Raw genomic sequence first — 14,207 nt, forward strand, 5'->3', positions numbered from 1 at the left:
ACGCGCAACGCATGAGTCAGAGCCAGCATATCATTGTCGTCGATGACGAGGCACCGGCCCGCGAGATGGTCGGCGACTACCTGAAGATGCACGGCTTCGCGGTCACCCTGTGCGACGGCGGCAAAAGCTTGCGCAAGGAGATCGAAGGCGGCATGCCGGACCTGGTCGTGCTCGACCTCAACATGCCCGAGGAAGACGGCCTGTCGATCGTCCGCGACCTGAAGAGCCGCAGCAACGTGCCGGTGATCATGCTGACGGCGACGGCGAGCCCGATCGATCGCGTGGTCGGTCTGGAGCTCGGGGCCGATGACTATCTCGCCAAACCTTGCGAACTGCGCGAATTGATGGCCCGCATTCGTTCGGTGCTGCGACGGAGCGGACCAGCAAAGGCCGTCGCCGCCGCACATGCTTCAGCCGCCGCCAAACCGACGCAGGTTCGCTTCGGCACCAAATGGTTCGACGACGAGGCCCAGATCCTGCGCGACGACGACGGCAACGAGCATCCGCTCACGGCTTCCGAATACGGCCTGCTCAAGGTATTCGCGGCCAACCCGAAACGAGTGCTGTCGCGCGAGCGGCTGCTGGAGCTCGCCAATGCGCGGGATGCGGAAGCATTTGACCGCGCCATCGACCTGCGGATCATGCGCATCCGGCGCAAGATCGAGCCTGATCCGAGCCGTCCGACGGTGATCCGCACGATCCGCGGCGGCGGCTACGTGTTCTCCCCCGCTGGCGAGAAGCCCTGACCCGCCCCATCATCTGAAAACGTTGGTCTTTTTCGCCCAATGTTTCGTCCCCTGGCCTGCGACGACATATTTCGCCAGTTGCAAGAAACCATTTTCCGCTTTTGACGCAGAAATCCTGAAACCGTGGCTGCCTATCACTCCCGAACGACGCGCCGGACAGGCGCCCGGCAGGGAGTTCCGATTATGCAGTCCTCTTTCGCAATCAGCACCGGATCAGCCGCACGGGGCATCATCGCCGCGCAGGCCACGTCTGACGAGATGCTCCTGGAGAGCATTGCCTCTGGCGAAAAAGCGGCCATGCACGTGCTCTACGCCCGCCACAATGTTCGCGTCTATCGCTTCATTCTTCGTATCGTCGGCGATGCCACCGTGGCGGAGGACCTGGTCAGCCAGGTGTTCCTGGACGTGTGGCGGACCGCCGGCCAGTTCGAAGGCCGCTCGCAGGTTTCAACCTGGATGCTGGCGATCGCCCGCTTCAAGGCCCTGACGGCCCTCCGCAACCGCCGCCACGAAGATCTCGATCAGGAGGAAGTACTCCAGATCGCCGACACCGGCGATACGCCGGAGATCGCGATGGCCCGTCGCCAGACCTCGCTGACCTTGCGCAAGGCCATCAGCCAGCTTTCGCCGGCTCATCGCGAGATCATCGACCTCGTCTACTATCACGAGAAGTCGGTGGAAGAGGTCGGCCAGATCATCGGCATCCCGCAGGCGACCGTGAAGACCCGCATGTTCTACGCCCGCAAGCACCTGGCCGAATTGCTCAAGGAAGCCGGTTTCGAGCGCAAGGCCGCCTGATCGACCGAACCAAATACGGGTCACAAGCGGCCCGTCGAACTCAACTCTGAAAGACCTCCCGTGGCTCGGACGGATGCCCCCGTCCAGGCCATCGTCTTTTTGCCACGGCAGGTGGATGCGCGCGTAACGAACGGCACGGTTCCGCCGAAGCTTCGGAAGGGTGGCTGAGTTCACCCCGCAGCGATAAGGAGAAACCATCAGATGACAAAACGAACAGCGCTCGCACTTTCAGCGTCCATCCTTTCGATCGGTCTGGCGCTGACGCCAGCCGCCGCCCAGGACAAGATGAGCAAGGAAGGCATGTCCAAGGATTCCATGTCCAAAGACAGCATGAAGAAGGACGGCATGAAGAAGGACACGATGCACAAGGACAAAATGTCCAAGGACACGATGTCCAAAGACACGATGTCCAAGGACGGCATGAAGAAATGATCGGCTCTTGATGCCTGCGGCCGGCTTCGCCTCGCCGTTCGTCGTCACCTGCGACGGGTAAGAGGCGGAGCCGCCTGCGTTTTCGTCGTCGTCCAGGGCGCGCAAGGCATGAAACTCCGCCGACGCGCGCAATCGTTAAAATTAGCTGTTGTTAACGCCACCTCGACGCCTCGATCGCAGGTGGTCGCACGGCGATGCGTTTTTTCTCTCAGCGCACGTATGCTAAAGACGACATCACGTTTGCCGGTAACGGATGTTCGCCATGTTCGAGGCCCTCGACGCCGTCGTCCTTGCGCGTGTGCAGTTCGCGTTCACGATGACATTCCACATCGTGTTTCCGTCCTTCACCATCGGCCTTGCGAGCTACCTCGCGGTTCTTGAGGCGCTCTGGCTCTGGACCGGCCGGTCCGTATTCCTCGACCTGTTCAAATACTGGCTGAAGATCTTCTCCATCGCCTTCGGCATGGGCGTCGTGTCCGGCGTCGTGATGGCCTATCAGTTCGGCACAAACTGGTCGGTGTTCGCCGACAGGACCGGCCCGATCATAGGTCCATTGATGGCCTATGAGGTCCTCACCGCGTTCTTCCTGGAAGCCGGCTTTCTCGGTGTCATGCTGTTCGGCATGAACCGCGTCGGCAAGGGCCTGCACTTCTTTGCGACGTTGATGGTCGCGGTCGGCACACTGATCTCCGCCTTCTGGATCCTGTCCGCAAACTCGTGGATGCAGACGCCGGCCGGATACACGATCAGTGCCGAGGGCCAGTTCCTGCCCGCAAGCTGGTGGGAGATCGTGTTCAATCCCTCGTTCCCCTACCGGCTCGTGCACATGGTGCTGGCGGCCTATTTGACCACAGCTCTCGTGGTTGGCGCCGCCGGTGCGTTTCATCTGCTGCGCGACAATCGCAACGAAGGCGCGCGCGTCATGTTCTCCATGGCGATGTGGATGGCGGCGCTGGTCACGCCGGTACAAATCCTCGCCGGCGATCAGCATGGGCTCAACACCCTCGAACATCAGCCAGTGAAAGTCATGGCGATGGAGGGGCATTTCACCAGCCACCCTGACGGCGCACCCCTGGTCCTGTTCGGATTGCCGGATCAGACACGTGGTGAGATGCGCTATGCGATCGAAATCCCGAAAGCATCGTCGCTGATCCTCAAGCATTCGCTCGATGCGCCGCTGAACGGGTTGGATACCGTGCCGCGCGAAAATTGGCCACATGTGGGCCTTGTGTTCTGGGCTTTCCGGATCATGGTCGGACTTGGGGTTCTGATGCTGGTGCTCGGCGTGTTCAGCCTGTTCCTGCGCTGGCGCGGCACGTTCTATGAATCGAAATTGCTGCATCGCTTTGCGCTCGCGATGGGCCCGGCAGGTTTCGTTGCGGTGCTCGCGGGCTGGACCGTCACCGAGACCGGTCGCCAGCCGTTCACTGTTTATGGCCTGCTGCGTACCATCGACTCGGCCTCGCCGCTCGCTGCTCCCGCCGTGACCATGTCGCTGCTTGCGTTTGCCGTGGTGTACGTGCTCGTCTTCGCGATGGGCATCTACTACATCCTTCATCTGATGGCCGCGCCGCCGCATGCTGACGAGGAAGGCCCTGCGGCGGATGAGCCGACGCATGCCGCAGGCATTACTCCTGTCCCCGCAATGGCGACAGTGACCGGGCCCAAGAGGGAACCGTAGCGATGAACCTCGCCATCGACCTGCCGGTAATCTGGGCCTTCATCATCGCCTTCGCGGTGTTCGCCTATGTCGTCATGGATGGTTTCGATCTTGGGCTCGGCCTGCTGTTTCCGTTTTTCCCCAGGCGCGAAGATCGCAACGTCATGATGAATTCCGTCGCGCCGGTGTGGGACGGCAACGAGACCTGGCTGGTGCTCGGTGGCGGCGGACTGTTTGCGGCCTTTCCGCTCGCATATTCCATCCTGATGCCGGCTCTCTACACACCGATGATCGCCATGCTGCTCGGCCTGGTGTTGCGCGGCGTGGCGTTCGAATTCCGCTGGCGGACGACGGCTGAGCGCAATCTCTGGGACATCGCCTTTGCCGCCGGCTCGCTGATCGCTGCGCTGGCGCAGGGCATCGCGCTTGGCGCGATCCTGCAGGGCGTTGCTGTTGCCGAGCGGCAATACGCCGGCGGCTGGTGGGACTGGCTGACGCCGTTCTCGCTGCTGACCGGCGTGTCCCTGGTGATCGGTTATGGTCTTTTGGGCGCGACCTGGCTGGTGATGAAATCAACCGGAAGCCTGCGCGAGCGCGCCTACACCTTCAGCTGGTGGCTGCTGGTCGCCATGCTGGGTGGGCTCGGAGCCGTCAGCCTCGCAACGCCGTTCTTGCAGGCTGAGTACTGGCGCCGCTGGTTTGAGTGGCCGAACATCGCCTTCACGTCGGTAGTGCCGCTGGCCGTTGTCGTTGTCACAATCCTGCTGTTGCGCAGCTTGGCGGAGCGGCAGGATTATCGCCCGTTCTTTTTGTCGCTCGTGCTGTTCGTCATCACCTATGCCGGGCTCGGCATCAGCATGTGGCCCTACGTCGTCCCGCAGAGCGTGACGATCTGGCAGGCTGCCGCGCCCGAGAAGAGCCAGTTATTCATGCTTTTCGGCGTCGCCGTGATGATACCGATCATTCTGGCCTACACGGCGTTTGCCTACTGGGTGTTCCGCGGCAAGGTCGAAGCGGAGACTGGCTACCACTGATGACGACCTCGCCCGACAAGTCCTCCCTGCTTCTTCGGCTGATGTGGTTCGCCGGTCTCTGGCTCGCAGGTGTCGGTACGGTTACGGCTGTCGCCTACGGAATAAGGCTTTTCATCGCGTAGCCGATATCCCGTCTGCTATCAGGCAAGAGGTCTGCCAGGGCCGCCCCTACTCCGCGCGAACATTGTTCTCCGAGATGATTTTCGCCCATTCGGGAACTTCGCTTGCAATGATGTCTGCAAACCGTTCCGGCGTGCTGCTCTTCGCTTCGTGCCCGATCGCTGCGAATTTGGCCTTGATCTCGCTCTGCGCAAGTACGCTGACAAGCGCCGAGTTGAGCCTGGCGATGACCGGCGGCGGTGTCTTGGACGGAGCCAGGATTCCGAACCATACATCGACGGCGTAGCCTTTTACGGTCTCACCGATCGACGGCACATTGGGCACCACCGAAGACGGCTCAGCCGACGAAATGCCGAGCACCTTGAGCTTCTTGTCTTGAACGTAGTCATTCAACGTCTGATTGCTCGTGCTGAAAAAGACCTTCACGTCGCCGGTCAGCACCGCCATGGTGGCCGGCGCCTGCCCCTTGTACGGCACGTGATTCATCTTGATGCCCGCGCGCTCGGTGAGCAATTCCGCGCTGAGATGGCCGAGCGAGCCGGGGCCGGCTGAACTGTAGAACAGTCCGCCCGGCTGGGCCTTCGCATAGCTGATGAACTCGGCAACGTTCTCGACTGGAACGCTTGCGTGAACGATCAGCACCAGCGGCGCGACCGCAACCAAAGACACCGGCGCAAAGCTTTTCGAGTCGTAGCCGGCATCCTTCTGCATCGCCGGCGCGATCGAGGTCGGACCGTTGTTCGAGAAGACGAGCGTGTGGCCGTCGGCCGGCGCGTTGGCGACCTCGCGCGAACCAATGGCGCCGGCTGCGCCGGGGCGATTGTCGACAATCACCGGCTGCCCGAGCAACTTCGCGAGCGGCTCCTGCAGCATGCGGGCCATGAGATCGGTCGACCCGCCGGCCGGATAAGGAACGACAAGACGGATCGGCTTCGTCGGGAAGGTCTGCGCATCCGCCTCACCTGCGGCGCAAAGAGTCAAAGCCACACACCAGAGCGCAATCCAGATTCCTCTCATGAACGCCCTCCCATTCGTTCTTTGCGGTCGCGGAGATCGCGGCTTGCGCAACGGGCCGATCAGGCCCGCGGGCAATCTCTTGCATATGACCAATTGTTGAACCATTGACGCTATGGCTCGCAATCGCCCGAGTCAAGCGCGCGACAAGTCCGTTGTTAGGTTCACGCAGCAACCCCGGCTCCCGAACACCTATGCCCGTCGGTTGACAGCCATTGGTCCTACCAATAAGAAGGCGGACCAACCCGGGAGGAAAACAGCATGCCGATCGCCACTTCGGACGCTGCCATGGGCGAGATGTTGGCGGTGCTGCTGGCGCGCGACATGGCCGACGGTGAACGGGCGATCGTTGGCACGAACTCCGACATTCAGGTCGCCGCATGCAATCTCGCCCGGCAGCGCCACGCTCCGCATCTGTGGTGGGTATCCGGCCCCGGCGGCATGACGAACGCCTCGGAGGGCATCATTCGTCCGGCAGCGGATGCAGAGAATATCGCCGTTGCAGAAGCGGTGATGGATCTGCCGCAGATGATCGATTTCATCGATTGGCAGGTCCATTTCTTCGATTTCGCGATCCTTGGTGCTCTGCAGACCGACCGCTTCGGCAACATCAACACTGTTTGCATCGGGGACCACGCGCGGCCGAAGCTGCGCGGTCCCGGCACCGTCGGCATCAGCGCACTGTGCGGACTGTCGCACCGGTTCTACATCATGATGACGCGGCACGATCGAAGCGCATTCGTGCCAAAGGTCGATTTTGTCTGCGGCGCCGGCTTTCTCGATGGCGGCACGTCCCGCACCGACCGTGGCCTGCCGGAAGGCGGACCGAAGCTCGTAGTGACCCCGCTCGGGGTGTTCGACTTCGAGCCGGCGAACAAGGCGATGCGCGTGAAATCATTGCACGATGGAGTCACGCTGGACGAAGTCCGCGACAATACCGGCTTCGATCTCCTCGTACCTGAAACGCTGCAGCATACAGTGCCACCGACGGCGGAGGAGCTGTTCACACTGAGGCGGCTGGTCGACTCGACGGGCGTTCTCGCGCGCAAATTTCCCTGGCCGACATCAAGACACGCTGCCAACTCGAAGGGCGTCCGATGAACACCTATCATTTTGAGGAACATCATCTTCTGCTGCGCGACCAGGTACGCCGCATGGCAGAAAAGCACGTGGCGCCGATCGCATCCGAAATCGACGAGACCTGCCGCTTTCCCGAGGAACTCGTCGAGGTCTTCGGCGATATGGGCCTTTTGCAACTGTGGGTCCCGCAGGAATACGGCGGCCCCGGCGGCGACCTGACTTCGGTCTGCCTCGTGAAGGAAGAAATCGCGAAGATATCCGAGTCGGCGGCATTGCTTGCCGCCAACAATTCCTTCGGCTTGATCCTGCCAGTCCTCAATTTCGGCACCGAAGAGCAGAAGCGGCACTATCTCGGCCTCGCCGCAAAAGGCCGCACCCTGACCGCAGTCGCGATCACCGAGGCCGACACCGGCTCGGATGTCTCGTCGATGAAGACGCGCGCAGTCAAGGACGGCGCAAGCTGGGTGCTGAACGGGGCGAAGATCTATATCACATTCGGCCCCGTTGCCCATTTCATCCTTGTGTTCGCGCGCACCAGCGAAGGTAGGGGTACCGACGGCATCTCCGCCTTTCTGCTCGACACCTCAACCAAGGGATTCTCCGTTGGAAAGGAGGATCGCAAGATGGGCATCCGCGGCGTGCCGAATGCACCGATCTTCTTCGACAATGTGCGCATTCCCGAGGAAAACATGATCGGCCCCGAAGGCCAGGCCTTCAAGACCTGCATGCGTATCCTTGATCTCAACCGTCCGACCGTCGGCGCCACGGCCGTCGGCCTTGCCCAGGGCGCGATCGATCACGCGGCGCGCTATGCCCGCGAACGCAAGCAGTTTGGTCGTTCGATCTCGGAATTTCAGGGCATCCAGTTCATGCTCGCCGACATGCAGATGCAAACCGAGGCCGCGCGCTGTATGCTCTACGACTGCACGCGCATGGCGGACCGCCAGGACTGGGACGGGTTTTCGGCCAAGGCCTCGATGGTCAAGTGCTTTGCCAGCGACACCGCGATGAAAGTCACGACCGACGCGGTACAGATCTTCGGCGGCGCCGGCTACATGCGCGACTTTCCGATCGAACGCTACATGCGGGACGCCAAGATCAACCAGATCTTCGAAGGCACCAACCAGATCCAGCGCCTGATCATCGCGCGTCACATGCTCAGGCATTGATCATGACGTCATCAGGCAAGATCGTCTCTCTCGACGCCGCCCTGTCGGTTGTGCAGAACGGAATGACTCTGGGTATCGGCGGCTGGATCTTTCATGGCCAGCCGATGGCGCTGGTGCGCGGCCTGATCCGCAAAGGCGTGCGCGACCTCACACTCGTTCCGGCACCCGGCAGCATTGCGCCGGACATGTTGATCGGCGCCGGCTGCGTGACGACAACCGCTTGCGTGTTCATCAGCTTCGAGCATCTCGGGCTGGCGCCGAATTTCCGGCGCGCGGTGCAGTCAGGCGCGATCAAGGTCCTCGAAATGGACGGGCCCGGCATTGCTGGAGGCTTGCGCGCCGGGGCCTGCGACTTGCCCTACGGGCTTATTCCGGACCTCGGCACCGATCTGCCCCGCGTCAATCCCGAAGGATATCGGCGCGCGCGGACGCAGGACGGCGACCGCCCGCTGCTGGAAGTGCCGGCGATCAAGCCCGACGTCGTGTTCCTGCACGGCCAGCAGGCCGACCAGGAAGGGAATGTCCAGTATTTCGGCGCCAGCTACTTCGATCTCCTGATGGCGCAGGCGGCGAAGCATGTGATCTGCCTGGTCGACCGCATCGTGCCGTCGAGCGCTGTGCGCCAGTCTGCGCGGCTGACAAAAATTCCATCCGCTTTCGTCAATGCCGTCGTGGTATCGCCGTTCGGCGCGCACCCGGGCGCAAGCTCCGGTCTTTACGAGCAGGACGAGGCGCATCTTGCTGCCTATGTCGCAGCCAGCCGCGACCAGGCGACGTTCGACGCCTACATCGCCTCTCACGTACGCGACACCGCGGGCGAAGACGGCTATCAGGATAGAATCGGCGCGCGAACCCTGGCGCAGCTGTCAGGCGGAGAGGCGGGGCGCTGACCGGAGCGTTTGAAGCGATCAAACGGATTCAGGCACGTACAGTTCTCTTTTTTGCTTTTGGCTCCTGCTCGATGCGGGACAAATAGCTTCGCTGCAACCTCTTCAGGCAAAGCTCCATCTCGGCGACCGCCGCATCGGCGTCGCCGGCGGTCAAGTGCTTCACGAAACGAACGCGCGACGGCAGCACGAACGCATTGTCATAGTTTCCGATCTTGCTGATGAAGTGCCGCAAGACGTCCAGCACACCATTCATTACGATCACCATGATCGGATTTCGCGTCATCCTGGCCAGGATGCGGTGAAACTCGATGTTCTTTTCGGCGCGCAGCGCGAAGTTTCCGGCAGACGCGGCTGCTCGCGTTTCCTCGATATTGCGGTTGAGCGCCTCGATGTCCGCTTTGGTGGCGCGGCGGCAAGCCTGGCGGACAATGACCGATTCGAGCCAGATGCGCGCTTCGGTCAACTCCTCCGGCTGCACCGAGCCGAGGTGATACATGTCCATCAAGCCGCTCGTGATCGCCCGGCCGCCACCTTCGGTGATGAAGGCTCCGCCATGCGCTCCCTTATGCAGCTGGATCAGGCCTGCGTGCTCGAGTGAACGCAGCGCCTCTCGCAACGTATTACGTGACACGCCGAACTGTTCGGACATCGCGCGCTCGGACGGGAGGCGTTGACCCACGCGCAGCCGCCCCTGGGCCAGTTCCTCCCTGATCTGCCCGGCGATTTCATCGAATGCGCGCGACGATCGGATCCGGCGGAACTTGGCCGGCGCCGCCGGCGGCGTCCCCGAGCGAGGCGGTTCGCCAACGGACATCGAGAAATTCTCCAAAGAGTCAAAGGTCTATCCCGATATAGCAGCCGCTGCCGACTCGCCGCAAATCGCCACGATGCAAAGCCCACAGCATGCGCGGGTTATTGACCAATAATCGTTCAAATGTAGAATGGTTGAACCTATAGGCCGACAACGCGGGTATCGGCCTGGACGACCGAAAATTTTTAGTTGTCGCACGCCCTGCTGCCGGATTGCCGGAATAACGAGGTCGATCACATGACGAATGAGCAAAGTCTCGATGCAGCTCCCCTCGCCGGCATCCGGGTCGTGGACTTCTCGCATTTCATCGCCGGGCCGATCTGCACGATGCTGCTTGCAGACATGGGAGCCGAGGTCATCAAGATCGAGAACGTCGCCGCAGGCGACGACCTCCGCCGCTTCCCGCCGCAGCTGGAAGGCCAGTCCTCCGCGTTTCTCTGGACCAATCGCAACAAGCTCGGACTGGCGCTTGACCTGAAGCAGGAGGAGGGGATCGAGATCGCCCGGCAGTTGATCGCCTCGGCGGACGTTCTGGTGGAGAATTTCTCGTCCGGAGTCATGGAGCGGTTCGGGCTCGGCTACCCTGCTCTATCGGAGATCAATCCGCGCCTGATCTACTGCAGCATATCCGCCTACGGCCGCGAAGGTGCGTTGGCCGGACGCGCCGGCTTCGATCCGATGATCCAGGCGGAAACCGGCTTCATGTCGCTCAACGGATTTCCGGACGGGCCCGAGATGCGCACGGGGCCTGCCGTCATGGATATTTCGACCGGGATGATGGCCACCATCGCGACACTCGGTGCGCTCACAGCGCGGGAGCGAACCGGGCGCGGGCAACGAGCCGAGGTGTGCCTGTTCGACGTGGCGACCCTGATGCTTGGCTTTCACGCCATGAATTATCTTGTGAGCGGCAAGAACCCGACCCGTTTCGGCAACAACAGCGCCGACAGCGCCCCAACCGGAGTGTTCAATGCCGCCGACGGTCCGCTGTACATCGCTTGCGCGAACGACCGCACCTATCAACGACTGGTCAGCGCACTGCAGCGCGCCGATCTGGCCGATCATGCTGATTTCAGCACGAATGCGGATCGTGCGCGCAATCGGCAGAAGCTTGCCGCGATCATCGACGGCGAGCTCGGCAAGCAGGATCGCGCGTCGTGGCTGCCGAGACTGCGTGAGGCCGGCGTTCCTGTTGCCGCGGTCCGCACCGTGGCGGAGGCGTTCCAGTCGGAGGAGATGGCACTGCGAAAGCTGGTCAGCCATATCCCCCACCCGACCGCAGGCGAGATTCCGAATATTGCTTCACCGCTGCGGTTTGGCAGCACACCTGTGGTGCCGCCGCGCGCCGCCCCGACGCTGGGACAGCACACCCGAGATGTGCTCGCCGACACGCTCCAGTACGACAGCGCGAAGATCGGTGCCCTCGAGGCGGCGGGTGTCATCCGCAAGGCGTAGCAAAGGTTCATATCGCGATGGCGAACGCCGGACAGATGCAGCTCTGCGACTATCTCAGCGTCCCCTATCTGCTCGAGGCGCGTCTGGTCGAACTGTCGCCTGGCATCTGGATCAACCAGGTGTCGTATCCGGAACTGCCGGACTGCTCAGCGCAATCGCCGCTCCTGGAGGCGGCGCTGCGTCAGCTTGAAAGGCAGCGCATCATCATCGTCGCGCGCCTGCTCGCGGAAGGGAAAGTTCCGCCAATGCCGCGGCCGCCGCTCGGTTCGACTGATCCGCTCTGGATCGCCGAACAGAGCGATGTGCCGACCGAGATCATCCAATGCATTCGCAACAACACGGCTGCGACGATCAGTCCGGCCTGATCTTTCGCCGAGGGAGGACGAGATGCTGTCCCATCAGGACAATGAACTGCTGGTGCGCACCGGGCCCGCGACGCCCATGGGCGCCCTCTTCCGCCTTTACTGGGTCCCGTTCATGCTGTCGAAGGATCTCATGGCGGACGGCCAACCCAAGCGCGTGATGCTGCTCGGCGAGGACCTGGTCGCCTTTCGCGATTCACAGGGCCGCGTCGGTCTCGTTGCCAATGCGTGCGCGCATCGCGGCGCGCCGATGATGTTTGGCCGCAACGAGGATTGCGGACTGCGTTGTGTCTATCACGGCTGGAAATACGACGTGACCGGCGCGATCACTGATGTGCCGGCCGAACCGCCGAAGAGCCGGATCAAGGACAAGGTCAAGATCACGGCTTACCCATGCCGCGAGCGAAACGGGGTCATCTGGACCTACATGGGACCGCAATCCGAAGCTCCGCCTCCGCTGCCGAATATGGAATGGAATCTCGTTCCGGAGGAGAACGTCAAGCTCTCGATCCGCATTCAGGAATGCAACTGGCTGCAGGCGCTGGAGGGCGAAATCGATTCGGCCCACGCACCGATCCTGCACGGCAGGCTCGACGAGAAAGGGCAAGTCAATGCCTGGCTGGCGAAGCGCGATCTCAAACCGACATTCGAGTGCGTCCGGCAGGACTTCGGCATGAGCATCGCCGCACGTCGCAGGCTCGGTGAAAGCAATCTCTATTGGAGGGTCAACCAGTTCATCATGCCCTTCTATACCCTCGTGCCGCCGCAATCGAAGTTTCCAGATCTCAGCGGCCATGCCTGGGTGCCAATGGATGACACTCACACGATCTGCCTGATGTTCTCCTATCATCCTTCGCAACCTTTGGCGCCGCGAACGCGGCAAATCTTTGAGCAAGGGCATGAGGGACGTGAGACGGGACATGCCAGCTTGAACGCATTTGCCAAGAAAGACCCGGTGGTACCGTTCGCCGATTACTGGACGAAATTCACTCCGGAGAACGGCTTCCAGTTCGACTATCAAAGTCAGGTGGAGACCTGGTTTTCCGGCCTGCCCGGACTGTGGGTGCAGGACGCTGCCTGTCAGAGCGGCACCCGTCCGATTTTCGATCGAACCAAGGAGCATCTCAGCGCGAGCGACGCCGGCATCGCCATGTCCCGGCGCGTGCTTCTGGAGGCCGCCGCGGCCTTTCGCGATCGCGGCGTGAAGCCGGCCGGAGTTGACGATCCGGACCTATTCATGGTGCGCGCGGTCTCTCTTACCCTTCCGGAAAGCGCATCGTGGGTCGACGCCGGACGCGAGCACATGCGCGCGCGGCTCGGTGCTGACTTTGGCTACAAGCTTTGATCGTCCTCGACTCATGGCCGAAACATCCGTCCAGGTCTTCGTCAAGCAGATCACGTTCGAGACCGATCGGATCAATTCGTACACGCTGCACGCCGTAGACGGCGATCATCTTCCCGCCTTCACGGCAGGCGCACACATCGATCTTCATCTCGCCGAAGGATCGGTCCGAAGCTATTCGCTGATCAACGACCCGTCAGAACGGCATCGCTATGTGATCGCCGTTAAGCGCGAGGAGGCAGGGCGCGGGGGATCGGCCCACATACACGACAATCTCAAGGCCGGCGAGGCGCTGACACTTTGCGGACCCCGCAACAATTTCTGTTTCGACGAGGGCGACCATCCCTCCATCTTCATCGCGGGCGGGATCGGCATCACGCCGATCCTGTCGATGATCAGAAGAGCCGTCACCCTCGGACGCCGCTGGTTCATTCACTATGCCTCTCGCACGCGACGCGACGCTGCCTTTCTGGATGAGATCGACACTCTGGTTCGGTCGTCACATGGCAAGGTCAACATCGTCTTTGATCAGGAAGCCGGCGGTGGTGCGCTGGATATCCAGGCGATTGTCTCGAACGCGACCGAAGGTGCGCACCTCTATTGCTGCGGACCGCTGCCGATGCTCGACACCTTCAAGCAGGTTGCGAGCAACAGGCAGCCTCATACCGTCCACCTTGAATACTTCTCACCGAAGGAAGAAGCCGCGACCACGGGCGGCTTCGACGTGCAGCTCCGCAGGTCCGGCCGGACGGTCACGGTCCTGCCCGGGCAGACGATCCTTCATGCCCTGCTCGACGCCGGCGTGAACGTACCGTATGCCTGCGGCGAAGGAACCTGTGGCACATGCGAGACGCAGGTCATCCAGGGCATACCGGATCACCGCGACGTCTACCTGACCGACGAGGAGCGCGCCGCGAACAAGCAGATCATGATCTGCTGTTCGGGCTCACAAACCCCACTGCTGATTCTCGATCTCTGAACCAACGCGCGGGCAGTCGCGGGCGCCAGTTTGCACGACAGACCTGCACGAACGGCGTTGCATGCGGCCTGTCGTGCTACTTTTACTATTCTCCATTCGCCGCTCCCTGCTTCTGAGATAGAATCGAACCGCTCCCGACTACTGGACGGCTGTCCTCGCGCGCATGACGCTCTCATAATCTGGAGCTGCTCCGACAATGCCGCAGCCCGATAACCATCGCTCCCTCATTTCGCGACTGCTATGGTTCGGCGGCCTCTGGCTTACAGGAGTCGCAACGGTCGCCGCTGTGGCTTATGGGATACGGCTGTTCATCAC

Annotated in this window: 15 protein-coding genes; 13 read left to right on the forward strand and 2 right to left on the reverse strand. The window is 61.8% G+C overall.

Annotated elements, in window-relative coordinates:
- The first annotated feature begins 11 nt into the window (after positions 1-11).
- The 6 genes from RCO31_RS05165 to RCO31_RS05190 all read left to right on the forward strand — a co-directional run bounded on the left by RCO31_RS05165 (position 12) and on the right by RCO31_RS05190 (position 4,792).
- Entirely contained in the window at positions 12-746 is a 735-nt protein-coding gene (locus tag RCO31_RS05165) for a response regulator (protein WP_308967168.1), read from the forward strand.
- Positions 747-929: 183 nt separating this feature from the next.
- On the forward strand, positions 930-1,544 hold the full coding sequence (locus RCO31_RS05170) for a sigma-70 family RNA polymerase sigma factor (protein ID WP_308967169.1): 615 nt from the start codon (positions 930-932) through the stop codon (positions 1,542-1,544).
- Between the two features lie 201 nt (positions 1,545-1,745).
- Positions 1,746-1,976 carry a pentapeptide MXKDX repeat protein gene (locus RCO31_RS05175; RefSeq protein ID WP_308967170.1) on the forward strand — a complete coding sequence of 77 codons (231 nt, stop codon included), beginning with the start codon at positions 1,746-1,748 and terminating at the stop codon, positions 1,974-1,976.
- A gap of 262 nt (positions 1,977-2,238) precedes the next feature.
- Positions 2,239-3,657, forward strand: coding sequence for a cytochrome ubiquinol oxidase subunit I (locus RCO31_RS05180; RefSeq protein WP_308967171.1), 1,419 nt, complete (start codon positions 2,239-2,241; stop codon positions 3,655-3,657).
- 2 nt (positions 3,658-3,659) lie between these two features.
- The gene (cydB, locus tag RCO31_RS05185) at positions 3,660-4,670 is read left to right on the forward strand and encodes a cytochrome d ubiquinol oxidase subunit II (RefSeq protein ID WP_308967172.1); all 1,011 of its coding nucleotides are present in this window, start codon (positions 3,660-3,662) and stop codon (positions 4,668-4,670) included.
- On the forward strand, positions 4,670-4,792 hold the full coding sequence (locus RCO31_RS05190) for a DUF2474 domain-containing protein (protein WP_308967173.1): 123 nt from the start codon (positions 4,670-4,672) through the stop codon (positions 4,790-4,792). The genes cydB and RCO31_RS05190 overlap by 1 nt, the downstream gene beginning before the upstream one ends.
- A 46-nt stretch (positions 4,793-4,838) precedes the next feature.
- Here the strand turns inward: RCO31_RS05190 and RCO31_RS05195 are convergent, their stop codons facing one another.
- Positions 4,839-5,807: a tripartite tricarboxylate transporter substrate binding protein gene (locus RCO31_RS05195; protein WP_308967174.1), complete on the reverse strand. Its 969-nt coding sequence runs from the start codon at positions 5,805-5,807 to the stop codon at positions 4,839-4,841.
- Positions 5,808-6,065: 258 nt separating this feature from the next.
- Between RCO31_RS05195 and RCO31_RS05200 the strand changes: the two genes are divergently transcribed.
- The 3 genes from RCO31_RS05200 to RCO31_RS05210 are packed head-to-tail and all read left to right on the forward strand — an operon-like array spanning position 6,066 to position 8,943.
- Positions 6,066-6,905, forward strand: a complete 840-nt coding sequence (locus RCO31_RS05200) for a CoA-transferase (RefSeq protein WP_308967175.1) — start codon at positions 6,066-6,068, stop codon at positions 6,903-6,905.
- Complete coding sequence (locus tag RCO31_RS05205) at positions 6,902-8,053, forward strand: acyl-CoA dehydrogenase family protein (RefSeq protein WP_308967176.1); 1,152 nt, start codon at positions 6,902-6,904, stop codon at positions 8,051-8,053. Before RCO31_RS05200 ends, RCO31_RS05205 begins: the two co-directional genes overlap by 4 nt.
- A gap of 2 nt (positions 8,054-8,055) precedes the next feature.
- Positions 8,056-8,943, forward strand: coding sequence for a CoA-transferase (locus tag RCO31_RS05210; protein ID WP_308967177.1), 888 nt, complete (start codon positions 8,056-8,058; stop codon positions 8,941-8,943).
- 28 nt (positions 8,944-8,971) lie between these two features.
- On the opposite strand, the gene RCO31_RS05215 is transcribed toward RCO31_RS05210, so the two are convergent.
- Positions 8,972-9,757: an FCD domain-containing protein gene (locus RCO31_RS05215; protein ID WP_308967178.1), complete on the reverse strand. Its 786-nt coding sequence runs from the start codon at positions 9,755-9,757 to the stop codon at positions 8,972-8,974.
- Positions 9,758-9,991: 234 nt separating this feature from the next.
- Here RCO31_RS05215 and RCO31_RS05220 point away from each other — a divergent pair, with 234 nt between their 5' ends.
- The 4 genes from RCO31_RS05220 to RCO31_RS05235 are packed head-to-tail and all read left to right on the forward strand — an operon-like array spanning position 9,992 to position 13,892.
- Positions 9,992-11,209: a CoA transferase gene (locus RCO31_RS05220; RefSeq protein ID WP_308967179.1), complete on the forward strand. Its 1,218-nt coding sequence runs from the start codon at positions 9,992-9,994 to the stop codon at positions 11,207-11,209.
- Positions 11,210-11,226: 17 nt separating this feature from the next.
- Positions 11,227-11,574, forward strand: coding sequence for a hypothetical protein (locus RCO31_RS05225; protein ID WP_308967180.1), 348 nt, complete (start codon positions 11,227-11,229; stop codon positions 11,572-11,574).
- 22 nt (positions 11,575-11,596) lie between these two features.
- Positions 11,597-12,916, forward strand: a complete 1,320-nt coding sequence (locus tag RCO31_RS05230) for a Rieske 2Fe-2S domain-containing protein (RefSeq protein ID WP_308967181.1) — start codon at positions 11,597-11,599, stop codon at positions 12,914-12,916.
- Between the two features lie 13 nt (positions 12,917-12,929).
- Positions 12,930-13,892 (forward strand): PDR/VanB family oxidoreductase, encoded by a 963-nt coding sequence (locus RCO31_RS05235; RefSeq protein WP_308967182.1) that lies wholly within the window; start codon positions 12,930-12,932, stop codon positions 13,890-13,892.
- Positions 13,893-14,207: the final 315 nt, after the last annotated feature.

Source organism: Bradyrhizobium sp. LHD-71 (assembly GCF_031157255.1).
Taxonomy (GTDB): Bacteria; Pseudomonadota; Alphaproteobacteria; order Rhizobiales; family Xanthobacteraceae; genus P52-10.